Source organism: uncultured Sphaerotilus sp., from assembly GCF_963924895.1.
In the GTDB taxonomy this organism is placed as follows: Bacteria; Pseudomonadota; Gammaproteobacteria; order Burkholderiales; family Burkholderiaceae_C; genus Sphaerotilus.
The window spans coordinates 144092-166813 of the sequence record NZ_CAWURG010000003.1; the positions used below are offsets into that span (position 1 = coordinate 144092).

Annotated in this window: 24 protein-coding genes and 1 riboswitch; of the genes, 17 read left to right on the plus strand and 7 right to left on the minus strand. The window is 69.8% G+C overall.

Features of this window, described 5'->3' with window-relative positions; all coding sequences use genetic code 11:
- Positions 1-3: 3 nt before the first annotated feature.
- The 5 genes from AABN02_RS01410 to AABN02_RS01430 all read right to left on the minus strand — a co-directional run bounded on the left by AABN02_RS01410 (position 4) and on the right by AABN02_RS01430 (position 4678).
- On the minus strand, positions 4-261 hold the full coding sequence (locus AABN02_RS01410) for a PepSY domain-containing protein (RefSeq protein WP_338413133.1): 258 nt from the start codon (positions 259-261) through the stop codon (positions 4-6).
- Between the two features lie 133 nt (positions 262-394).
- Positions 395-1363 carry a cation diffusion facilitator family transporter gene (locus tag AABN02_RS01415; RefSeq protein WP_338413134.1) on the minus strand — a complete coding sequence of 323 codons (969 nt, stop codon included), beginning with the start codon at positions 1361-1363 and terminating at the stop codon, positions 395-397.
- A 79-nt stretch (positions 1364-1442) separates the two neighbouring features.
- Positions 1443-2066 (minus strand): bifunctional 4-hydroxy-2-oxoglutarate aldolase/2-dehydro-3-deoxy-phosphogluconate aldolase, encoded by a 624-nt coding sequence (locus tag AABN02_RS01420; protein WP_338413135.1) that lies wholly within the window; start codon positions 2064-2066, stop codon positions 1443-1445.
- Between the two features lie 52 nt (positions 2067-2118).
- Complete coding sequence (gene edd, locus AABN02_RS01425; protein ID WP_338413136.1) at positions 2119-3936, minus strand: phosphogluconate dehydratase; 1818 nt, start codon at positions 3934-3936, stop codon at positions 2119-2121.
- 217 nt (positions 3937-4153) lie between these two features.
- The gene (locus AABN02_RS01430; protein WP_338413137.1) at positions 4154-4678 is read right to left on the minus strand and encodes an OmpA family protein; all 525 of its coding nucleotides are present in this window, start codon (positions 4676-4678) and stop codon (positions 4154-4156) included.
- 124 nt (positions 4679-4802) lie between these two features.
- On the opposite strand from AABN02_RS01430, the gene AABN02_RS01435 reads away from it, so the two are divergent.
- Complete coding sequence (locus tag AABN02_RS01435; RefSeq protein WP_338413138.1) at positions 4803-5453, plus strand: gamma-glutamylcyclotransferase; 651 nt, start codon at positions 4803-4805, stop codon at positions 5451-5453.
- On the opposite strand, the gene AABN02_RS01440 is transcribed toward AABN02_RS01435, so the two are convergent.
- Positions 5394-6050 carry an NTP transferase domain-containing protein gene (locus tag AABN02_RS01440; protein ID WP_338413139.1) on the minus strand — a complete coding sequence of 219 codons (657 nt, stop codon included), beginning with the start codon at positions 6048-6050 and terminating at the stop codon, positions 5394-5396. The genes AABN02_RS01435 and AABN02_RS01440 overlap by 60 nt on opposite strands.
- Before the next feature lie 250 nt (positions 6051-6300).
- On the opposite strand from AABN02_RS01440, the gene pdxH reads away from it, so the two are divergent.
- Both pdxH and AABN02_RS01450 read left to right on the plus strand, forming a co-directional pair.
- Positions 6301-6939, plus strand: coding sequence for a pyridoxamine 5'-phosphate oxidase (pdxH, locus tag AABN02_RS01445; protein ID WP_338413140.1), 639 nt, complete (start codon positions 6301-6303; stop codon positions 6937-6939).
- Positions 6940-7023: 84 nt separating this feature from the next.
- The gene (locus AABN02_RS01450) at positions 7024-7824 is read left to right on the plus strand and encodes a YdcF family protein (protein ID WP_338413141.1); all 801 of its coding nucleotides are present in this window, start codon (positions 7024-7026) and stop codon (positions 7822-7824) included.
- Between the two features lie 11 nt (positions 7825-7835).
- On the opposite strand, the gene AABN02_RS01455 is transcribed toward AABN02_RS01450, so the two are convergent.
- Positions 7836-9416, minus strand: a complete 1581-nt coding sequence (locus AABN02_RS01455; protein WP_338413142.1) for a UbiD family decarboxylase — start codon at positions 9414-9416, stop codon at positions 7836-7838.
- A gap of 258 nt (positions 9417-9674) precedes the next feature.
- Here AABN02_RS01455 and AABN02_RS01460 point away from each other — a divergent pair, with 258 nt between their 5' ends.
- From AABN02_RS01460 to AABN02_RS01525, 14 genes are all read left to right on the plus strand, one after another.
- Positions 9675-10622 (plus strand): lytic transglycosylase domain-containing protein, encoded by a 948-nt coding sequence (locus AABN02_RS01460; protein WP_338413143.1) that lies wholly within the window; start codon positions 9675-9677, stop codon positions 10620-10622.
- A 20-nt stretch (positions 10623-10642) separates the two neighbouring features.
- Positions 10643-10775, plus strand: a riboswitch (ZMP/ZTP riboswitch).
- Positions 10776-10839: 64 nt separating this feature from the next.
- Positions 10840-12093 carry a serine hydroxymethyltransferase gene (gene glyA, locus AABN02_RS01465; RefSeq protein ID WP_338413144.1) on the plus strand — a complete coding sequence of 418 codons (1254 nt, stop codon included), beginning with the start codon at positions 10840-10842 and terminating at the stop codon, positions 12091-12093.
- 19 nt (positions 12094-12112) lie between these two features.
- The gene (gene nrdR / locus AABN02_RS01470; protein ID WP_338413145.1) at positions 12113-12556 is read left to right on the plus strand and encodes a transcriptional regulator NrdR; all 444 of its coding nucleotides are present in this window, start codon (positions 12113-12115) and stop codon (positions 12554-12556) included.
- A gap of 106 nt (positions 12557-12662) precedes the next feature.
- On the plus strand, positions 12663-13238 hold the full coding sequence (locus AABN02_RS01475) for a GspH/FimT family protein (RefSeq protein ID WP_338413146.1): 576 nt from the start codon (positions 12663-12665) through the stop codon (positions 13236-13238).
- Positions 13232-13690 carry a type IV pilin protein gene (locus AABN02_RS01480; RefSeq protein WP_338413147.1) on the plus strand — a complete coding sequence of 153 codons (459 nt, stop codon included), beginning with the start codon at positions 13232-13234 and terminating at the stop codon, positions 13688-13690. Before AABN02_RS01475 ends, AABN02_RS01480 begins: the two co-directional genes overlap by 7 nt.
- Positions 13687-14406: a hypothetical protein gene (locus AABN02_RS01485; RefSeq protein WP_338413148.1), complete on the plus strand. Its 720-nt coding sequence runs from the start codon at positions 13687-13689 to the stop codon at positions 14404-14406. The genes AABN02_RS01480 and AABN02_RS01485 overlap by 4 nt, the downstream gene beginning before the upstream one ends.
- Complete coding sequence (locus AABN02_RS01490; protein WP_338413149.1) at positions 14390-15643, plus strand: hypothetical protein; 1254 nt, start codon at positions 14390-14392, stop codon at positions 15641-15643. The genes AABN02_RS01485 and AABN02_RS01490 overlap by 17 nt, the downstream gene beginning before the upstream one ends.
- Positions 15640-16833, plus strand: coding sequence for a hypothetical protein (locus tag AABN02_RS01495; RefSeq protein ID WP_338413150.1), 1194 nt, complete (start codon positions 15640-15642; stop codon positions 16831-16833). The genes AABN02_RS01490 and AABN02_RS01495 overlap by 4 nt, the downstream gene beginning before the upstream one ends.
- Positions 16834-16867: 34 nt before the next feature.
- On the plus strand, positions 16868-18016 hold the full coding sequence (ribD, locus tag AABN02_RS01500; RefSeq protein WP_338413151.1) for a bifunctional diaminohydroxyphosphoribosylaminopyrimidine deaminase/5-amino-6-(5-phosphoribosylamino)uracil reductase RibD: 1149 nt from the start codon (positions 16868-16870) through the stop codon (positions 18014-18016).
- 18 nt (positions 18017-18034) lie between these two features.
- On the plus strand, positions 18035-19126 hold the full coding sequence (gene ribBA, locus AABN02_RS01505; protein WP_338413152.1) for a bifunctional 3,4-dihydroxy-2-butanone-4-phosphate synthase/GTP cyclohydrolase II: 1092 nt from the start codon (positions 18035-18037) through the stop codon (positions 19124-19126).
- A 29-nt stretch (positions 19127-19155) separates the two neighbouring features.
- Entirely contained in the window at positions 19156-19620 is a 465-nt protein-coding gene (ribH, locus tag AABN02_RS01510) for a 6,7-dimethyl-8-ribityllumazine synthase (protein ID WP_338413153.1), read from the plus strand.
- A complete protein-coding gene (gene nusB / locus AABN02_RS01515) occupies positions 19617-20126 on the plus strand; it encodes a transcription antitermination factor NusB (protein ID WP_338413154.1) in 510 nt (169 codons plus the stop codon). The genes ribH and nusB overlap by 4 nt, the downstream gene beginning before the upstream one ends.
- The gene (locus tag AABN02_RS01520) at positions 20123-21337 is read left to right on the plus strand and encodes a pyridoxal phosphate-dependent aminotransferase (protein ID WP_338413155.1); all 1215 of its coding nucleotides are present in this window, start codon (positions 20123-20125) and stop codon (positions 21335-21337) included. Before nusB ends, AABN02_RS01520 begins: the two co-directional genes overlap by 4 nt.
- A gap of 31 nt (positions 21338-21368) precedes the next feature.
- Positions 21369-22715, plus strand: a complete 1347-nt coding sequence (locus tag AABN02_RS01525; RefSeq protein ID WP_338413156.1) for a serine/threonine-protein kinase — start codon at positions 21369-21371, stop codon at positions 22713-22715.
- Positions 22716-22722: the final 7 nt, after the last annotated feature.

Here is a 22722-nt window from a genome sequence, read left to right on the forward strand (position 1 = left end):
CGATCACTTGGATTCGAGGGGGGCGGCAGTCACCGGGTCAAAGTAGATCTCGACCTTCTTGCCGGCCTTGTCGAAGCCGTAGATCTCGTAGCACTTGCCCTTGCTGACCTTGAAGGTCTTGATGGTGTAACCCTGGCCTTCGATCTTGGTCTTGAAGTCGGCTTCCTTCATCCACTGGTCTTCGGTGGCGGTGCAGGTGGGGCCGGCCATGGCACCGGTAGCGGTCAGCAGAGCGGCGATGAGAGCAAGGAGCTTGTTCATGAGAGATTTCCTGAGGAAGTGGGGTCTGAGGGTTCATCGACTCCCTGTTCCGGAAGCCGATGAACGCATTGAACCCATCCGGCATGAAGCCAAGGTGAAGCAGAATTGAAAATTCCTGAAGTCCTGACGCCGCTCAGCCGCCGACGAGGTTCGTGCCAGCCACCGGCTGCGCGTGGTCGAGGTCGGGCCGGTGCCACGGATCGACGTGCGTCATCAGGTTGAGCACGCGGTGGAGTTGCATCACGCGGTGGCGCGCGTCGACCGCGATGTCGTGGCCCTGCTCCACCGTCAGCATGGCATCCACCTCGATGTGGGCGTCCACCACGATCATGTCGCCCATCTTGCGGGTGCGCACGTCGTGCACGCCGCTGACCCCCGGCGTCTCGACCAGCGTGCGGCGGATGGCGGCGACTTCCTCGTCGTCGATGGCGCGGTCCATCAGGTCGTGCATCGCTTCCCAGCCGAACTCCCAGCCCATGCGCGCGACCATGAAGCCGACGATGAGCGCGGCGATCGGGTCGAGGATCGGGTAACCCATCAGGTTGCCGGTGATCCCGATACCGACCACCAGCGACGAGGCGGCGTCCGAGCGCGCGTGCCACGCATTGGCCACCAGCATGCTCGACTTGACCCGCTTGGCCACCGCCAGCATGTAGCGGAACAGGGTTTCCTTGGCGATGAGCGCCGCACCGGCCACCCACAGCGCAATGATGCCCACCGGGGCGACCGTCTCCGGCGACTGCAGCTTCTGGAAGGCCGACCAGACCATGCCGATGCCCACCGCCAGCAGCAGCGCGCCCAGCACCAGCGAGGCGGCGTTCTCGACGCGCTGGTGGCCGTAGGGGTGGCTTTCGTCGGCGTCGCGCTGGCTCTGGCTGCTGGCCAGCAGCACGACGAAGTCGGCCACCAGGTCCGACAGCGAGTGGATGCCGTCGGCGATGAGACCCTGGGACTTCGCCAGGATGCCCGCCGTGATCTGCAGCACGGTCAGCATCAGGTTGACGACCACGCTGACCCAGGTGCTGCGAGACGCCGCAGCGGCCCGCTCCACTGCGGAGTATTCGGTGTCTTCGGGGTCGTCGGTGTTGTCAGTGAATTGCATGTGGGGTGGCGACTAGGCGCTCGGAAGCTCGATCAACCTGCGATCGTAACGACGCAAGATGAATGCCACCCCAAGAACTTCAGCTGCGCAGCGCCTGCGCCTCGGCCGCCAGGCGCGTGATGCGTGCCCAGTCGCCGGACTGGACCGCGTCCGCCGGCGTCAGCCACGAGCCGCCGCAGACCTTGACATTGGGCAGCGCGAGGAACTGCGGTGCGGTTTCCAGCGTGATGCCGCCGGTGGGGCAGAACACCACGTCGTGGAAGGGGCTGGCGAAGGCCTTGAGCAGGTTGATGCCGCCGACCGCCGTGGCCGGGAAGAGTTTCAGGAAGCGGTAGCCGTCGGCATTGGCCATCATCACCTCGCTGGCGGTGGAGACACCGGGCAGCAGCGGCAGGCCGATGTCCAGGCAGGCGCGGCCGATCTCGGGCGTGTAGCCGGGGCTGACCGCGAACTGGCAGCCCGCGTCCTTGGCGGCCTGCGCATCGGCGATGGACCGCACGGTGCCGGCGCCGACGATGGCCTCGGGCACGGCGGCGACCATGGCGCGGATGCAGTCGAGCGCGGCCGGGGTGCGCAGCGTCACCTCCAGCACGCGCACCCCGCCAGCAACCAGCGCACGGGCCAGCGGAACGGCATCCTCGACGCGGTCGATGACGATGACGGGGATGACGGGGCCGCAGGCGGCGAGTTCGAGGGTGTTCATGGGCGTGGTCGGGTTGGCGGGTTCAGAAAGGGTTCGCAGGCTCGGACGCGGCTCACAGCCAGGTCACGGCGCCTTCTTCGGCCGTGCGCACGTTGCGGCGCATCCCGCCGAACAGTTCGCGGCCCATGCCGTGGCCGGCGTCGTCGGTCAGCGCGTCCGGGCGCTCCTCGATCACGCGAGCGGCCCATTCGTCGGCCGGCACCAGCGCGTCCAGCGTGCCCGTGACCGCGTCGACGCGCACCAGATCGCCCGTGCGCACCTTCCCCAGCGGACCACCGGCCAGCACTTCCGGGCTGACGTGGATGGCGGCCGGCACCTTGCCCGACGCGCCGCTCATCCGGCCATCGGTGACCAGCGCGACGCGGAAGCCCTTGTCCTGCTGCACGGCCAGCGGCGGCGTGAGCTTGTGGAGTTCGGGCATGCCGTTGGCTTTAGGGCCCTGGAAGCGGACGACGGCAACGAAGTCGCGCTCCAGCTCGCCCGCCTTGAAGGCCACGTGCAGCGCTTCCTGGCTGTCGAAGACGATGGCGGGTGCCTCGATGATGTGGCGGTCTTCGGGCACCGCGCTGACCTTCATCACGCCGCGGCCCAGGTTGCCAGCGAGCAGCTTCAGGCCCCCCGACTCGCCAAACGGCGCCGCCGCGGTGCGCACGATGGCGTCGTCGATCGGCGTGGCCGGCAGGTCGTGCCAGACCAGCGCACCGTCCTGGCCCTGTGTCGGCACGCGCCCGTACGCGGCCATGCCACCGTCCGCGACCGTCAGCACGTCGCCGTGCAGGCAGCCGGCGTCCAGCAGCTCACGCAGCACGAAGCCCGGGCCGCCCGCCGCCTGGAACTGGTTCACATCCGCCTTGCCGTTCGGATAGACACGTGACAGCAGCGGCGTGCAGGCCGACAGCTCGGAAAAATCGGTCCAGTCGATCACGATGCCCGCCGAGCGCGCGACGGCGACCCAGTGGATCAGGTGGTTGGTGGAGCCGCCGGTCGCCAGCAGCGCGACCATCGCGTTGACGATGCAGCGCTCGTCGACCAGCTCGCCGATCGGCGTGAAGCGCTGGCCCTTGCGGATCGACAGCACCGTGCGCACGGCCTCGCGGGTGAGCGCCTCGCGCAGGCCGGCGTGCGGGTGGATGAAGGCGGTGCCGGGCACGTGCAGGCCCATCGCCTCCAGCAGCATCTGGTTGGAATTGGCAGTGCCGTAGAAGGTGCAGGTGCCGGCGCCGTGGTAGGCGGCGGACTCGGCTTCGAGCAGCTCTTCTCGGCCCACCAGACCTTGCGCGAACTGCTCGCGCACCCTGGACTTGTCGCTGTTCGAAAGCCCCGTGCTCATCGGCCCGGCCGGCACGAACACGCACGGCAGATGCCCGAAGTGCAGCGCCCCGATCAGCAGGCCCGGCACGATCTTGTCGCACACGCCCAGCAGCAGCGCCGCATCGAACACGTCGTGCGCGAGGCCGACCGCCGTGGCCATCGCGATGGTGTCGCGCGAGAACAGGCTCAGCTCCATGCCGGCAAAGCCCTGCGTCACGCCGTCGCACATCGCCGGCACGCCGCCCGCCACCTGCACCGTCGCGCCATGGCGGTGGGCCTCGTCGCGGATCAGCGCGGGGTAGCGCTCGTAGGGCTGGTGCGCCGACAGCAGGTCGTTGTAGGCGGTGATGATGCCGATGTTGGGTGCCTTCTCGGCCACCACGCGGAACTTGTCCGCGCCCGGCAGCGCGGCAAACGCGTGCGCCACATTGGCACAACCCATGCGGTCGGCCCCGCGGGGCTGGGCCGCCGCCGCACGGGTCCGGCGGAGGTAGGCCTCGCGTTGCGGACGGCTGCGTTCACGGATGCGGGCGGTGATGTCAGCGATCTGGGTTTTCATGGCGGCGGCATTCTTGAAACTCGATGGACGATTAAAGCGTAACCAAGTTACAGCGTCAAATCTTTCCGCGAAACACGCCCGGGCCAGAATCGCCGCCCAAATGGCCGCAGCCCGGCGCGATGGAGGCTGTCCATGGCGCCGGGCTGCGGTGTCGAATCGGCCGGGTAGCCTTCAGGCCGTAACCTGAAGGTAACGCGGAAACCGGTCCTGGGGGAACTTACTGGGCGTCGACGATGCGGATCTCGACGCGGCGCGCTTCGCGCTCGGTACCGGTGCCCGTGGTGCTTTCCGGCTTGCGCAGGAGGACCTGGTTCAGCGGAATGCCCGCCACCTGCAGGGCAGCGCGCACGGCCTTGGCGCGCTGCTTGGCCAGTTCGGCGTTCATGGCCGGGTCGCCGGTCGAGTCGTGGTAGCCCGACAGCAGCACGCGCTTGCCCGGCTCGGCGGCCAGCGCCTTGACGGTGTCGGCCAGCGACGGGTCCGCATCCGGCTGCAGCGTGGCCGAGCCCGACTCGAAGAACACCGTCGCCAGGGCGGCGGTCGTGGTGGTGTAGTCCACCAGCACGTCAGCGGCTTCGGCCGCGCTGGCTGCAGCGGCGGCGGTCTGGGCGACTGGCGCGGCCGGGCCCTTCATCGTGCGCACGACGGCAAAGCCGAGCACACCCAGCAGCAGCACGGCCACGCTGGAAAACACCACCCAAAGGCCCACCTTGCGGCTGTCGTCGCGATCGTCGTCACTCATGGAGAATTCTCCTCATCGTTAAAAGGTGCGCAAGTTTAAAGGCCTGCGCCTTGCCGGTGCGTGACGCATCCGGTCACAGCGCGGGCTTGTCGCACCTGCACCACTGCGGTGACACTGCAGCGCCATGAGCCTTCCCCCGCCCTCGCCGGCTGCGCCTTCGGGCTGTTCGGCACATTCCCTGCAGCTGCTGCAGACCACCCGGCAGCAGTTGATCGAGCGCCTGGACCGGGGCGATCCGTTCTGGCTCTACGCCTATGGCTCGCTGCTCTGGCGGCCCCAGTTCGATCCCGCCGAGATCCGCCCGGCGCGGCTCTGGGGCCACCACCGGGCGCTGCGGATGCGCTCGCGGGTCAACCGCGGCTCCCCGGACTGCCCGGGGCTGGTGTTCGCGCTGCTGCCGGGCGGCTCCTGCGTCGGACAGGTCCACCGGGCCAGCTCCGAAGACGCCGTGCAGCAACTCGAAGCCCTCTGGGAGCGCGAGATGCCCAACGGCGTCTATGCACCGCGCTGGCTGCGCTGCCACACGCCGCAAGGCCCGGTCGAAGCGCTGGCCTTCACGCTCAATCCGGCCCACCCGTCGCACACCGGCCGGCTGGACGACGCCACCCATCTGGAGATCTTCCAGCACGCCGAGGGCCGCTACGGCCGCACCGTGGACTACCTGCACCGCACCGCACAGTGCCTGCAGGCGCTGTCCATCCACGACGCCGAGGTGTCACGCCTCGTTCGGCTGGCCCGCCGACACGGCCTGCTGCCAGGCGAGGACGGTGCTTGAGGCCCGCAGGCGCTCCAGATCGGCCGTGGTGTTGATGTCCTGCAGCACGCCGGGATCGTCCACCTCGACCGCGTTCGAGGGATAACGTGCCAGCAGGCGCCGCAAGCCCTCCTCGCCGCTGAGCAGCACCAGCTCCGAGTACAACTCCGCCGACAGCCCGACCGGAAAGCCCTGCCGGCCGCGGTACTGGGCATAGGCGACCGGGGCCGAATCCAGTGCACGCCCCACTGCACGCAGCGTCTGCGGCCGCACCAGCGGCATGTCGCCCGGCAGGATCAGCCAGCCCGGCACGTGCGGGCGCGCTCCGACACCGGCGGCAATGGAGAATCCGACGCCCAGCGGCTCCCGGCTGGCCGAACCCACCGGCGGCAGCAGGACGATGTCGCGGGACGCCACGACGCTGCGCGCCACGTCGACCAGCGCCGCCACCGTCACCACCACCAGCGGCAGCCCGGCCGACACGACGGCGTCCAGGGTGTGGGCCAGCACGCTGGCGGGACCGAGCGTCTGCCCGAGCTTGGGGCCGGCGCCCTCGAAGCGCGCGCCTCCACCCGCCGCCAGCACCACCACGGTCGGCATGCTCCGGGTGGGGCTCATGTCGTGTTCCTCGTCTCGATGTCGTCGGCGTCCATGGTCCATCCCTCCCTGTTGATCCTGGTTCGCCACACCCTCGCGGGCGTGGCCTTCCATGACGCCATGGGAACCCACATTGCTCCCGAAGTGAACTGGTGCCTTCACTTAAGGAGAACTGCTAGCCACGCTGGCCAGACTGGATCAGTCCGGCGTCAGACAGGTGTGTTGCGCTGGAGCAGTGCGCCGGTCACAGGACATTCCTATACTCGGCGCCATGAAGAACATTGCCGATCTGCGCAAAAGCTACGAAGCCGGGGAACTCGACGAGCACAGCGCGGCCAGCGCCCCCCTGCAGCAATTCGACCTGTGGCTGCAGCAGGCCATGCAGGCCAGCGTGCCGGAGCCGAACGCCATGACGGTGGCCACCGTCGGCGCGGACGGACACCCCTCGACCCGCATCGTGCTGATCAAGGGCTATGACGAGCGCGGGCTGGTCTGGTACACCAACTACGACAGCCGCAAGGGGCAGGAGCTGGCGCTGCACCCCTGGGCCGCACTGCAGTTCCACTGGGTGGAACTGGAGCGGGTGGTGCGCATCGAAGGGCCGGTCGAGAAGGTGTCCGCCGAAGAGTCGGACGCCTACTACGCCTCGCGTCCGCTCGATTCGCGTCTGGGCGCCTGGGCCTCGCCGCAGAGCCAGCCGATCCCGTCGCGCACCGTGCTGGTCACCAATGCCGCCCGCGCAGCCGCCCAGCACGGCCTGCATCCGCCGCGTCCGCCGCACTGGGGCGGCTACCGGCTCGCGCCGCAGCGCTGGGAGTTCTGGCAGGGCCGCAAGTCGCGTCTGCACGACCGCCTGGTCTACCGGCAGGATGCCGACGGCCGCTGGCTGCGCGAGCGCTTGGCCCCTTGAACCCGTCCGTGACGGTGCCCGGCTCGGGCAAAATCCGCCCGCCCCGATCCACCACCCACCAACCCGGCTGCTGCCGCGCCCCCCGTGCTGCTTGATCCGTCCTGGAAACCCCTGCTGTCCGCGCTGTTCCAGCCGCCGGCCAGCCTGCTGCTGCTGATCCTGCTGGGCCTGTGGCTGATGCGACGCCGGCCACGCCTGGGCGGCGGTCTGATCGTGCTGTCCACGGTCGGGCTGTGGCTGATGTGCTGCCTCGCGACGGCGCACTGGCTGCAGGACGCCGTGCTGCGTCCGCCCCCGGCGCTGAGCACCGCCCAGGTCCGCGCGCTGATGCGCGGACAGAACCAGGCCTCGGCGTCACCCCCGACCGCGATCGTCGTGCTGGGTGCCGGCCGCCACCGGCTTGCCGCCGAGTACGGCACCTCCAACCTCACCCAGCAGGCCATGGTGCGGCTGCGCTACGGCGTCTGGCTGGCGCGGCATACCGGCCAGCCGCTGGCCTACGCCGGCGGCGTCGGCTGGGGGCAGATCGGTGAACGCTCCGAGGCGGAGACCGCTTCCCAGATCGTGCAGGAAGACTACGGCACCAGCCTGCGCTGGACCGAATCCCGTTCGCGCGACACCCGCGAGAACGCGGACCTGATGGTGCCGATGCTGGACAGCGCCGGCATAAAGCGCATCGTGCTGGTCACCCACGCCTCGCACATGCCGCGCGCCATGCGCGCATTCCGCGATGCCGCCGGCAAGTCGATGGTGATCGTGCCCGCGCCGGTTTCCGCCGTGACCCGCGACGACCTGCCGGTACTGGACTGGCTTCCATCGCAGCACGGCTACCAGCTCGTCCACACCGCGCTGCACGAAGTCCTCGGGCTGATCGCCGGCAACTGAACAACGGGGGCTCAGCGCGCCGTGCCGCCCGGCGTGAAGAGCTGGGACCAGAGTCCTTCCATGCGCTGGGTCACCGCCTTGTCCATCTCGATGGTGCGCCCCCACTCGCGGCTGGTCTCGCCCGGCCACTTGTTGGTGGCGTCCAGCCCCATCTTGCCGCCCAGCCCCGACACGGGCGAGGCAAAGTCCAGGTAGTCGATCGGCGTGTTCTCCACCAGCGTCGTGTCGCGCACCGGGTCCATCCGGGTCGTGATGGCCCAGATCACCTCCTGCCAGCTGCGGATGTCCACGTCGTCGTCCACCACCACGATGAACTTGGTGTACATGAACTGGCGCAGGAAGCTCCAGATCCCGAACATCAGCCGCTTGGCGTGGCCGGGGTAGCTCTTTCGGATGCTGACGATGGCCATGCGGTAGCTGCAGCCCTCGGGTGGCAGGTAAAAATCGGTGATCTCCGGAAACTGTTTGCGCAGGATCGGCACGAACACCTCGTTCAGCGCGACCCCCAGGATGGCTGGCTCGTCCGGCGGCTTGCCGGTGTAGGTCGAGTGGTAGATCGGATCCTTGCGCGTCGTCATGCGGCTGATCTCGAAGACCGGGAACCAATCCTGTTCGTTGTAGTAACCGGTGTGGTCGCCGTACGGCCCTTCCAGGGCGTGCAGGTAACCATCCTTTTCCTTCAGCGGAATACCTTGCTCGCTGCGGCCTTCATAGCCCGGTGGGGCGGTCGGGATGTGTCCTTCGAGCACGATCTCGGCAAACGCAGGGACCTGGAGCTTCAGATCGCCCTCACCAACGCCACTCTCCGCCAGCTCCGTGCGCCCTCCACGCAGCAATCCTGCGAACTGGTACTCGGACAGACTGTCCGGTACTGGCGTGACCGCCCCCAGAATCGTGGCCGGATCAGCGCCTAATACCACTGCCATTGGAAAGGGCTTTCCAGGATTTGCGTGCGCAAATTCACGGAAATCCAACGCTCCTCCACGATGGGCGAGCCACCGCATGATGGTCTGGCGCGCCCCGATCACCTGCTGCCGGTAGATCCCCAGATTCTGCCGCCGCCGGGGTCGGGGAACGGACTGTGGACCGCGGGTTACCACCAATCCCCAAGTGATCAAAGGGGCGACATCGCCTGGCCAGCAATGTTGTACCGGCAATTTGCCCAGGTCGATGTCATCACCCGAAATGATCATTTCGTGACACGCAGGATGGCGAACCACGGAGGGTTTCATGTCCCACAAGGTCTTGGCCATTCGTAACAAATGACCGGCGTCCTGCAGACCTCGGGGGGGCTCCGGCTCCTTGAGACGCGCCAGAAGCTCACCTATTTCACGTAACGAGGAGACGTGTTCGGCGCCCATGCCGAGTGCTACCCGCTCCGGCGTACCGAAAAGATTGGTAACAACCGGGATTGACGAAACCTGGCCCCGGGTAGTGGGGTTCTGGAACAGGAGCGCCGGGCCGCCAGCGCGCAAGGTGCGGTCGGACAGCCAGGTCATCTCCAATTCGGTCGCCACCGATTCTTTCACTTTAAGCAGGGCCTTACGTTGCTCCAACAAGGCCAGGAAGTCCCTCAAATCGCGGTATTTCATAATTTTACAATCTCATTACGTTATTTCTTATTGTTGACTGGTTATTTGGCCGACTTCTAAAATTCGGCCGTTTTCGAACACAGGGGGCTTGTGGCCTGCCGCAAGTGCGCAGCTGCCCCCTTCGATCCCGTTGCATGGAGGGGGTCGACCACCCGGCAAGACCACTCGAACGAGGGCTGCCGGCTGTTGCGCAACGGGGATTATCTGGGCGCCTGCCAATGGCCACACGGCGCCTGCAGTGATCGAAAGAGGAGTTGCATGACTGCACCCCGATCCTGGAAGCGAGTTCAGACCGCCACCGCGCAATCGGTGCGGGTGTTCATCGCGGATCTCGGCAACGGCCTGCTGGCCGTCAGCCACAACAGTCTGGCCGTCATCGGTCTGGCTGTCCTTAGTGTCACCTTTGTCATTGGCGGTCGCGCCGACGTGCGGGGCCTGCTGGAAGAACGTGCACTGGACTGGCTCGTCGAGCGCCAGGAAGCCCGTTCGGCCGCAGCCACCCAGATGGACGAACCCAGCCTGCTGGCCCAGGGAGACTTCTCGGCTGTGGACCGCGCCACCGCGGTCGACCCCAGCGAGCTGAACCGGCAGCAGGCGGCGGTCGCGCAATGGCTGTCGCGCCGCTACAAGGTCGCACCGGAGCCGGTCGGCCGCCTGGTCCAGGAGGCCTGGTCGCTGGGCAAGCGTGTCGGTCTGGAGCCGACGCTGATCCTGGCCATCGTCGCCATCGAGTCCTCGTTCAACCCGTTCGCGCAAAGCGCTGTCGGCGCGCAGGGACTGATGCAGGTGCTGACCCGGGTGCACGACGACAAGTACGTCGCCTTCGGTGGCAACCACGCCGCGTTTGATCCGCTGACCAACCTGCGCGTGGGCGTGCAGGTGCTCAAGGACTGCATCGCCAAGGCCGGTTCGGTCGAAGGCGGGCTGCGGCACTACGTTGGCGCCGCCAACCTGGCCAACGACGGCGGCTACGCCTTCAAGGTGCTGGCCGAGCAGGAGTTCCTGCAGCAGCTCATCAAGGGCCGCTCGGTGCCCGTGACCGCGCGCCTGCCGGTGCCGCCGGTGTCGACGTCGTCCGAACCGGTGCCGGGATCGACCCCGACGCTGACCACGCCGGTCAACCAGGGCAACCGTCCGTCCGCGGCCGCGGGTGCCAACCCGGTCCTGCAGGGCAAGCCCGACCGCGTGGCCGCGCTCAGCTACTGAGCACGTGATCTTGTAAACTCCGCGGACCGCGCAACTGGCGTTCACGGACCCCGCCCGGGGTCCGAGGTGGGTCAACCACCAGGGAGCGCGGTCGCTGCCAGCCCGCTTCGGGGCTCGTCAGCAGTTTCTTTGCCGTGCGCCTGGGCAGCCCACCGCCTCCACCTGCGATGCAGACGAGGCTGGCGGGGCCGGACATCACCGACAGGACTGCCTCCCCATGTTTGACCGCGCTACCCACACCCTCGCCGCCGTCGATCCCGAGATCACCGCCGCCATCAACGCCGAAGTGCGCCGCCAGGAAGAGCACATCGAGCTGATCGCCAGCGAGAACTACACCTCGCCCGCCGTCATGGCCGCGCAGGGCTCGCAGCTCACCAACAAGTACGCCGAAGGCTATCCCGGCAAGCGTTACTACGGCGGCTGCGAACACGTCGACGTCGTCGAACAGCTCGCCATCGACCGCGCGAAGCAGCTCTTCGGCGCCGACCACGCCAACGTGCAGCCGAACTCCGGCTCGCAGGCCAACCAGGCCGTCTTCTTCGGCCTGCTGCAGCCCGGCGACACCATCATGGGCCTGAGCCTGGCCGAAGGCGGTCACCTCACGCACGGCATGCCGCTGAACATGTCCGGCAAGTGGTTCAAGGTCGTCTCCTACGGCTTGGATGCCCAGGAAGACATCGACTACGAGCAGATGGAGCGCCTGGCCCATGAGCACAAGCCGAAGCTGATCATCGCGGGCGCTTCGGCCTTCGCACTGCGCATCGACTTCGAGCGCTTCGCCAAGGTCGCCAAGGCCGTCGGTGCCTACTTCATGGTCGACATGGCGCACTACGCCGGCCTGATCGCCGCAGGCGTCTACCCGAACCCGGTGCCGCACGCCGACGTCGTCACCACCACCACGCACAAGACCCTGCGCGGCCCGCGCGGCGGCCTGATCCTGATGCGCGGCGACGACATCGCCAAGAAGATCAACTCGGCCATCTTCCCCGGCATCCAGGGCGGCCCGCTGATGCACGTCATCGCCGGCAAGGCCGTGGCCTTCCTGGAAGCGCTGCAGCCCGAGTTCAAGGCCTACCAGGAACAGGTCGTGAAGAACGCCGCCGCGATGGCCGAGACGCTGACCAAGCGCGGTCTGCGCATCGTGTCGGGCCGCACCGAGAGCCACGTCATGCTGGTCGATCTGCGCCCCATGGGTCTGACCGGCAAGGAAGCCGAGGCGCTGCTGGGCCGTGCCCACATGACCTGCAACAAGAACGGCATCCCGAACGACCCGCAGAAGCCGATGGTCACCAGCGGCATCCGCCTGGGCTCGCCGGCGATGACGACGCGTGGCTTCAAGGAAGAACAGGCCGTGCTGACCGCCAACCTGATCGCCGACGTGCTGGAAGCGCCGACCGACGACGCCGTGCTGGCCCGTGTGCGCGAGCAGGTCGCCGCGCTGACGCGCGACTTCCCGGTCTACCGCGGCTGATCGGCACCGTGTCCTGACGATGCGCTGCCCCTATTGCGGTCACCAGGACACCACGGTCGTCGAGACACGCGCCTCGGACGAAGGCGACGCGATGCGCAGGCGCCGCCGCTGCAGCGCCTGCGACAAGCGTTTCACCACCTACGAGCGGGTCGAGCTGGCCATGCCCGCGGTGGTGAAGAAAAACGGCAACCGCATCGAGTTCGACCGCGCCAAGCTGCGCGCGTCGATGATGCTGGCCCTGCGCAAGCGCAATGTGAGCGTCGACCTGATCGAGGCCGCGATCGCCCGCATCGAGAGCACGCTCTTCACCAGCGGTGAAAGCGAAGTCACCACCTCCCACATCGGCGAGCTGGTGATGCGCGAACTCAAGCGGCTGGACAAGGTCGCCTACGTCCGCTTCGCGTCGGTCTACCGGCGCTTCGAGGACGTGGACGCCTTCAACCAGCTCATCCGGGAAATCTGACCCCCCCGAAATACCCGGATCGCTCCCTCTTCGGAGGGACGCGCCCGCCACCCTCGCCTGCCTAGACTGGTCGCCACCGAACCAGCACAGGCGAAGGGGGACACGGATGATCCGGACAACGGCACAGGCGCACTCACCGACCTCCCCTGCGGCCCATGGCCTGACGCTGGTGGAGCTGCTGGTCGTGGTGGCAGTGACCGCCGTCCTGCTGCAAGGCGCCACGCTGTCGTTCTCGAACTGGCTGCTGCGGCAGCACCTGCTGGGCATCTCCGCGCAGTTCAATGCCGACCTGCAGAGCCTGCGCGCCGCCGCCGTCACCCGCCACCGCATCCTGCGCCTGAGCTTCCAGGACACCCCCGCCGGCACCTGCTACCTCCTGCACAGCGGCGACGCCGATGCCTGCCGCTGCAGCGCCGATGCGCAGTCCGAACCGCAGGTGAGCTGCACCGCAGGCACCGAGCTGCTGCGGGCTGCGCTCGTGCCGGTATCGCGGCGCATCCGGCTCCAGTCGAACGTGGCGAGCCTGCGCATCGATCCCCGGCACGGCACCGTCACACCCACCGGTAGCATCGATGTGGCCGCCACGGATGGCAGCAGCGCCCTGCGCCACATCGTCAACATCCTGGGGCGCGTCCGCACCTGTGCGCCGGGGCCGCAGTTCACGGGCTACAGCGCATGCTGAGCACCTGCCCGCAGCGCGGCATGACCCTGATCGAGCTGGTCGTCACGCTGCTCATGGTCGCGGTCCTGGCGACGCTGGCCGCACCGAGCTGGACCAGCCAGATCCAGCGGATGCGGCGCAGCGACGCCATCGTCACGCTGGCCCAGCTCCAGCAGGCGCAAGAACGCTGGCGCTCGCAGCGACCGGTCTACGCCACCGGACTGGGCAAGGACGGGCTTGATCTGCCCTCGGTCAGCCCCGCGGGCCACTACGACGTCAGCACCTCCGTCCAGCCGGACACCGCACCGCGCGACTACCGGGTCACCGCCGTCGCCAGAGGCCCCCAGGCCGATGACCGCCTGTGCCGCTGGCTCGTGCTGGACGTCGAGTCGGGTCAGCTCCACCACCGGTCCGGGCCGGATGCGCAGGTGGGCAACGCCGAATCGCAGAACCGGCAATGCTGGAAATCATGAGCAGCCACCGCCGGCGCGCACGCGGCTGGAGCCTCGTCGAGCTGATGCTGGCGATCGCCCTCGGTCTGCTGCTCTTGTCCGGCCTGCTGCAACTGGCTGCGGCGCACATCGACGAGCAGCGCCGGCTGCTGCTGGAAAGTCGCCTGACGCAGGACCTGCGCGCCGCGATCGAGCTGGTCTCCCGGGATGTCCGGCGCGCGGGCTACTGGGCCGATGTGTCTGGCGGGGCCTGGGACAGCGCCCGTCCGTCTGCCTCGCTCGCCACGAACCCCTACCGCGGCGTGGTGATCAACGGCCCCGCGGCGGCGCCCTGGCTCGGCTACAGCTACAGCCGCGACCTCACCGAGGACCAGGTCAACAGCAACCAGGAGAAGTTCGGCCTGCGCCTGAACACGACCAGCCAGGTGATCGAGTGGCGCCTGTCCGGCAGCGCCATCGCCCCGGACGAGCGCGACAGCTGGCAGGCACTGACCGACCCGGCGCTGGCACGTGTCACGCGCCTGTCGATCCGGGTCGAGGAACAGCGGCAGAGCCTGCTTGCACTCTGTCCGCGGACCACCTGCAACGGACAGGCCGGCTGCCCGCCCGAACGGGTGCAGCGCAAGGTCCGGGTCGAACTGGACGCGCAGGATGCCCGCGACAGCCGCGTGCAGCGGCAACTGGCCACCGAGACCCGCCTGCGCAACGACGAGGTCACCGGTGCCTGCCCGGTCTGAGGCGCCACAGCGCACCACCGGCTTCGGCACGCTGGCGATGGTGATGACCCTGCTGCTGATCGCCCACCTGAGCCTGCTCTACAGCCACCGGGCGCTGCTGTTCGAGCAGCGCGCCAGCGCCGGTCAGGTCCGCGCGGTGCGTGCGCAGGAGGCCGCGCAGGCCGGGATCGACTGGGCCGTGTCCCGGCTGAACGACCCGCGGGCGCTGGACAGCCGGTGCCTGCCGACCGCGCAGGACACCGCCGCGGCCCCCGCCGCGCTGCGCGCCCGCTGGGACCGCAGCCTCGCCAGCGCCGTGGCCCTGCAACCCGCCTGCGTGCTGGACGACGCCGGCCCGGACTGGTCCTGCCACTGCCCCGACAGCGGCGCGGGCCGGGTCTCGCCTCCGGCCGCTGATCGGGAGGCGCCTGCCTTTGCCGTGACCATGCAGAACGGCCCGCGCACCGGGCTGTGGTCACTGACGGCCGAGGGCTGCGCGAACCCCGGCCCGGACTGTGGCGACGCCGGCGCAACCGAACCCGACGCCCGCTACCGCGTCAGCACCACACTGGCCGCACTCGGGCAGGTGGTGCAGGCGCCGCTGGCTGCACTGACGGGCGTTGGCTCAGTCACGATCGCGGACGGGGCCGGTGTCCTCAACACCGACCATGCCAGCGGGGGCGTCGCCATCGACAGTGGCAGCACGGTCACCGTGCAGGCACCGGCCAAGGTGTTCGGCCCTGCCGGGCAGCCCGCGGCGGCCGGACTGGTCGCGGACGACCCGCCGCTCGCTGCGGGCAGCGACGCGCTCTGGCGGCGCCTGTTCGGGCTGGACGTCGCCGCACTGAAGGCGCTGCCGTCGTGGCAAGTCCTCGCCTGCGCGGGCGGTTGCGCCGGTAGCGCGCTGGACACGGCCTGGGCGCAGGGGGCGCGGGCGCTCTGGCTGGACGGCGATCTGACGCTGGCGAATGGCCGCTGGGGCACGGCCGAGGCACCGCTGCTGCTGGTCGTGCGCGGCACGCTGCGGATCGGTCCGGACGCGGCCGTGCAAGGGCTGGTCGTGGCCGATCGCGTCGATGTGCAGGTGGCGGCAAGTCCGCGCAGCCTGCTCCGCGGCGGGCTCGTCAGTCTGGGCAGCACCGTGCTGCGCGGGCCGATCGACGTGGTGCGGGATGCCGCCGTGCTGGCGCGTGCCATGGCACTGGGCGGCGCGCTGGTTCCTGTGCCCGGCAGCTGGTTCGATCCGCACACCCGATGAGGCAGGGACACACCCGAGCCGGCCTGGCACTGATCGAGCTGCTGGTGGCCGTGGCCCTGCTCGGTCTGGGCACGGCGTCCCTGCTGCAACTGCACCTCGAACTGCGCCGCACCACCGACCTCTCCCGCCAGCGCAGCGAAGCCGTCCGCCACGCGGCGCAGGATCTGGAGCAACTGCGCTGGAGCGGGCCGGCCGACATCGCCGCGACCGGCCCCGCACCGGTCATCACGGCCACGCCGACCGCCTACACCTTGCAGCGCAGCGTGCACACGGATGCCGCCGGGCATCTGCGCACCATCACCACCACCGTGCGCTGGGAGGATCGACAGGCCCTCGCCCACACCGTGACGCTGGGCACGGCGCTCACCGCACTCGATCCTGCACTGGGCGCCGCCACGCTGCTGAACCGCACGCTGCCCTTGGGCAACACCGGGCCAGGGACGCCGGAACGCTCGCTGCGCATCCCCGCCGCGGCGCGCGATCTCGGCGATGGCCGCCATGCCTTCAAGCCCCGCACCGACGAGGCGCTGGTCTGGCTGTTCGACAGCCGCTCCGGCGAGGTCAACGGCCGCTGCGACAGCGCGGTCGGCGTGCCAGCGTCCGTGCTGGACGCGGCCAGCCTCGGCAACTGCCGGGCGCTCAGCGGCCTGCTGCTCAGCGGGCACATCCGCTTCGCCACCGACCGCGACAGCCTCACCAGCACCGACGCCGAACAGCCCTCCAGCCCGGCCATGGCCACCGGCCTGCGGCTGACGCTCACCACGACCGGCCACCCCAGCCCGGCCTGGGAGTGTGCGCAGGACGGGCCGACCAGCTCCACCCCCGCCAACCCGCTCCGGACCTCGATCGCGTACCACTGCGTCGTCCAGCCCGTCCCTCCGGCATCGGGCGGCACACCCCGCTGGTCCGGCCGGCTCGATCTGGTGCCGCAGGACTGGCTGCTGGTCAGCGCGACGGGGGGCAACACCGGGCGCTATCGCATCTGCCGCTACAGCGCCGACCACGATGGCAACGGCCGCATCGACAACCCCGAACACCCCGCCAGCTACAGCGTCGTGACCACGGCGCTGGGCAACCAGAACTTCCTGGTGATCCGGGCGGCGGCCCGCTGCCCGCTCGACGCCGGCCCCTTCGGTGCGTTCGCCACGGGCAATCCGGTGGACGACAGCACGCTGGCCCATCAACCATGAAGGAAGGCGGGGCGCCAGCGCAGACAATCACGCCATGAGCGACACACCGACCTCCTCCTTCACGGCCCACGACCAGGTGGCGATGGCCCAGGCGCTGACCTGGGCCGCGCTGGGCATCGGGCTGACCGATCCCAACCCGCGGGTGGGCTGCGTGATCAGCGACGGGCGGGGCCGCATCCTCGGCGCCGGCCACACCCAGCAGGCGGGCGGTCCGCATGCCGAGGTCATGGCGCTGCGCGCCGCCCAGGCCGATGGCCACGATGTGCGCGGCGCGACCGTGCACGTCACGCTGGAGCCCTGCGCGCACCACGGCCGCACGCCGCCCTGCGCCGACGCGCTGGTGGCCGCGGGTGTGGGCCGGGTGGTCGCCGCCGTGCTGGACCCGAATCCGCTGGTCGCCGGACAGGGGCTGGCGCGCCTGCAGGCCGCCGGCATCCAGGTGGCGCACGGGCTGATGGCCGACGCGTCTCGCGAACTCAACATCGGCTTCTTCTCGCGCATGCTGCGCGGGCGGCCCTGGGTGCGGCTGAAGGTGGCCGCCAGCCTGGACGGCCGCACCGCCCTGCCCGACGGCACCAGCCAGTGGATCACCGGCCCGGAGGCCCGCAAGGACGGCCACGCCTGGCGCCGCCGCGCGGGCGCCGTGCTGACCGGCATCGGCACGGTGCGCGAGGACGATCCGCGGCTCGACGTGCGGCTCGTGCCGACCGCCCACCAGCCGCTGCGGGTGGTGCTCGACGCGCGGCTCGACACCCCGCCGACGGCCCGGCTGCTGGAAGCGCCCGGGGAGGCCCTGGTGTACTGCGCGGCGTCGGCGCTGAACAGCACGCGGGCCTCGGCGCTCGCGCGCTCGAACGTGACCCTGGCGCCGGTGCTGACCGACAGCAATGGCTGGATCGACCTGCCGGCGGTGCTGCAAGCGCTGGCGCAGCGCGGCGTGAACGAGCTGCACATCGAGGCCGGCCAGCACCTCAACGGCAGCTTCGTGCGGGCCGGGCTGGTCGACGAATACCTCGTCTACCTCGCCCCCAAGCTGATCGGCGCCGGCCGCGACATGGCCGCCTTCGGCCCGCTGGCCACGCTGGCCGACACCACGCCGCTGGTGTTCACCGACCTCACCCGCGTCGGTGGCGACGTGCGACTGATGGCACGATCTGCAACGGGGTTCGGCTCTCCCGCCTGAGCCGCCTACAATCGCGGGATGCCGATTTCACCCATTCCCGAGCTGGTCGCCGAGCTGGCGGCCGGTCGCATGATCATCCTGGTCGACGAAGAAGACCGGGAAAACGAAGGCGATCTGGTCTTTGCCTCCGATCTGGTCACCCCCGAAGCGATCAATTTCATGGCCCGTTACGGCCGTGGACTGATCTGTCTGACCCTCACCCGCGAGCGCTGCGAGTACCTGCAACTGCCGCCCATGGCGGCGCGCAACGGCACCAAGCACAGCACCGCGTTCACCGTCTCGATCGAGGCCGCCACCGGCGTGACCACCGGCATCTCCGCCGCCGACCGCGCCCGCACCGTGCAGGTCGCGGTCGCGCGGGACTCGGTGGCGCGTGATCTGGTGCAGCCGGGCCACATCTTCCCGCTGCAGGCGCAGGACGGCGGCGTGCTCATGCGCGCCGGCCACACCGAAGCCGGCTGCGATCTGGCCCGCATGGCGGGGCTGTCGCCGTCCGCCGTGATCTGCGAGATCATGAAGGACGACGGCACGATGGCGCGCCTGCCGGACCTGCAGGAATTCGCCCGCGAGCACAACATCAAGATCGGCACCATCGCCGACCTGATCACCTACCGCAGCGGCAACGAGTCGCTGATCGAGTGCCTGCACCAGGACCGCCTGACGACCCCCTGGGGCGCCTTCGACAGCCGCGTCTACCGCGACCGCACCGGCCAGGTCCACCTCGCCCTGAGCGCGGGCAGCTGGACCGACGAGGACGAGGTGCTGGTGCGCGTGCACGAGCCGCTGTCGGTGATGGACCTGCTCGACATCGGCCGCGCCCGCCATTCCTGGTCACTGCCGCAGGCGCTGACCACGCTGCAGGAGTCCGGCCGCGGTGTGGCCGTGCTGCTGAACGTGGCGCAGGACGCGCAGGCCTTGCTCGGCGTGGCCCTGCCCCCCACCGGCGAGCCGCCGCGCACGACGATGGACCTGCGCACCTACGGCGTCGGTGCCCAGATCCTGCGCGACCTCGGCATCCGCCGCATGAAGCTGCTCAGCAACCAGCGCCGCATGCCCAGCATGGTCGGCTACGGCCTCGAAGTCACCGGCTTCATGCCCGTGGCCATCTGAACTCCAACCTCCAACCCAAGGAACCGACCATGCAAGGCGCAGACAAGGGCTCGGCCCCCCGCCTCGACGGCAGCGACCTGCGGGTGGCGATCGTCCAGGCCCGCTTCAATGCGGCCATCACCGACGCGCTCGCGGAGCACTGCGTGAACGAGCTGGTGCTGCTCGGCGTGCAGCGCAAGCACATCCGCCACGTCGGCGTGCCCGGCGCGCTGGAAGTGGCCATCGCCCTGCAGGCCCTCGCCGACTCGGACGACCACGACGCGCTGATCGCCCTGGGCTGCATCATCCGCGGCGAGACCTACCACTTCGAGCTGGTGGCCAACGAGAGCGGTGCGGCGGTCACCCGCGTGTCGCTCGACCACGGCGTGCCGATCGCCAACGCCATCCTCACGGTCGAGAACGAAGCCCAGGCCTGGGCACGCACCGAAGAGAAAGGCCGCGACGCTGCCCGCGTCGCCGTCGAAATGGCCAATTTGCTGGAAGACCTGACTTGAACCCGACCCCTAAACCCCGCGGCGGCACCACCGGCCCGGGGGCTGCACGTCCCAAATCCGCCCGCCGCCGTTCCCGTGAACTGGCGCTGCAGGGTCTCTACGAGTGGCAGATCAGCCGCGCCGAGACCAGCGTCGTGCGCTCCCACATGCGCGAGCAGGACGAGTTCAGCAAGTGCGACAGCGCCATGTTCGACGCCCTGCTGCAAGGCTGCATCGAACAGGCCCCCGCGCTCGACGGCCTGCTGACGCCGCACCTGGACCGCCCGATCGCCGAGCTGTCGCCGATCGAGCACGGCGTGCTGCTGATCGGCCTGTACGAGCTGCAGCACTGCGTGGACGTGCCCTACCGCGTCGCCATCAACGAGGCGGTCGAGCTGGCCAAGTCCTTCGGTGGCACGGATGGCCACAAGTACGTCAACGGCGTGCTGGACAAGGCCGCGGTTGACCTGCGTCCGGTCGAAGTGGCCGCGCAGCGCCTAGCCCGCTCGGCCCCCCGCGGCGAATGAGCGTGCGTCCCGCGTCGACGCCCGATCCGCTGCGCCTGGCCCAACGCGTGGCCGGCATCGAGCCATTCTGGGTGATGGAGTGCGCCAAGGCGGCGGACGCCATCGCCCGCACCGCGGCCTGTGATCCCGCGCAGGGCGGCGAGCGGATGCTCTACCTGAACATCGGCGAGCCGGACGAAACGGCGCCAGCCGCGGTGGTCGCGGCCGCGCAGGCCTGCCTGGACGCCGGCCGCACGCAGTACACCCACGCCGTCGGCCTGCCCGCGCTGCGCAAGGCGCTGTCGGGCTGGTACGCCAGCCGCTGGGGCGTGGACATCGACCCCGGCCGCATCGTGGTGACCGCAGGGGCCTCGGCCGCGCTGCAGCTGCTGTGCACCGCGCTGGTCGAGCCGGGCGACGAATTCCTGATGCCCGACCCGTGCTACCCCTGCAACCGCCATTTCGTGACGGCGTCGGGCGGCGCGGCGCGGCTGCTGCCCACCACACCGGCCCAGCGTTTCCAGCTCGACGCCACCTCGGTCGCCGACGCCTGGGGACCGGCCACGCGCGGCGTGATGCTGGCCTCGCCGTCGAATCCGACCGGCACCTCGGTGCCCGCCGAGACGCTGGCCGGCATCGTCGAGGTCGTGCGCGCCCGCGGCGGCATCACCATCGTCGACGAGATCTACCTCGGCCTGAGCTACGACGCCGATGCGCAGACCGCGCTCGCGCTGGGCGAGGACGTGCTGGTCGTCAACAGCTTCTCCAAGTACTTCGGCATGACGGGCTGGCGCCTGGGCTGGCTGGTGCTGCCCGAAGCCCTGGTGGCGCCGGTCGAAAAGCTGGCGCAGAACCTCTACATCTGCGCCTCCACCATCGCGCAGCAGGCGGCGCTGGCCTGTTTCACGCCCGAAACGCTGGCCGTGTGCGAGGAGCGCCGCGCCACGATGAAAGCCCGCCGCGACTACATCGTGCCCGCGCTGAACGCACTCGGCCTGACGGTGCCGGTGCAGCCGGACGGGGCGTTCTACGTCTGGTTCGACGTGACCACCCACGCGCCCGACAGCTGGCAGTTCTGCTTCGACATGATGGAGCGCGCCCACGTCGCGCTGACGCCGGGCCGCGACTTCGGCCACGCCGAGACGGGCCGCTACGCCCGCCTGTCCTTTGCCAGTTCGATGGGCGATCTGCACGAGGCCGTGCGGCGCCTGCAACGCGAGCTGGGGCGCTGACGACCTCCGGGCCTGCCCAGCGTCCCCGCCCATGACCCGCCTGATGCCCCCGACGATCCACACGCCCGACGACACCCGTCCTGACGCCCCGGACGCGTTCTCGCCCGATACCGTGTCCGGCCTCTGGTTGCCCACCAATCCTGGCAGCCTGTCCGATGCCGGCGAGGACGCCTTGCCGCCGGACAGCATCCCCTTCGAGCAACAGATCGGCGAGGCCCTCGGGCTGCCACCGCGGCGGCGGAGCGCGGCGCCCACCGAATCCACCCAGTTGCTCGGCACCGACCCGACCGGTCTGGCGCCGGACACCGTGCCCTCGCCGCTGCCACTGCTGGCCGAGGACGAAGACACCCCCGCCTACAGCGGCCAGATGGGCCGCTACGTGCTGGAGCGGCCGCTGGGCGCGGGCGGGCTGGGCACGGTCTGGGCCGCCTACGACACCGTGCTGGCCCGTCGCGTGGCCGTCAAGACCCTGCCGCTGGCGGTGCCGGAACACGAGCGCAAGCACCTCACCGAGCGCGTGCTCGACGAGGCCCGCGCCGCCGCCCGCCTCAGCCACGCCCACATCGTGACGGTGCATGACGCGGGCGTCAGCCCGGACGGCGCCTACATCGCGATGGAGCTGCTGCGGGGCAAGGACCTGTCGCAGATGCTGCGCGGAGGTTGGCGCCCCACGGCCGAGCAGGCGGCGCTGATCGTGCGCCGGGTGGCCGACGCGCTGAGCTACGCACACGGCAAGGGCGTGGTCCACCGCGACATCAAGCCCGCCAACATCTTCATGGTCGGACGCACGCGGCCGGTGGTGCTCGACTTCGGCATCGCCCAGCTGCTGCACCAGACCGACCCCGTGGGCGGGCCGGCGCTGGGCTCGCCCTTCTACGCCGCCCCCGAGCAGTTCGACGGCCTCGAATGCGATCCGCGCACGGACGTGTACTCGCTGGGCGTCGTGCTGTACGAGCTGCTCACTGGTCATCGCCCCTACGGCGGCACTTCGCTGGCGGAGATCCGCGCCGCCGTGCGCGCCGCCCGCCCGCGGCCACCCCGCGAGTACAACCCCGAGGTGCCCACCGCACTCGCCGCCATCGCCTTGCAGGCCATCAGCATCGACCCCGTGCAGCGCCAGCGCACCGCCGGCACGGTGGCCCGCGAGTTGCGCGCCTGGCTGGCGACGCAGGCCACGCCCGGCGCGCTCACCGAGTCGCCATCGACCGTCGCACCCCTGCTGCTGAGCACAGAGCCACCGCCACCAATCGCCCCGGCACCCATGCCCGACCCGCCGGACACGACCCTGGAGCGGCCCAGCTGGGTCCTGAGCACCCTGCTCGCTGCCGTGCTCGTGCTGCTCCTGCTGGTGGTGGCGATGCTGTGGCTGAACACCTGAGCACCGA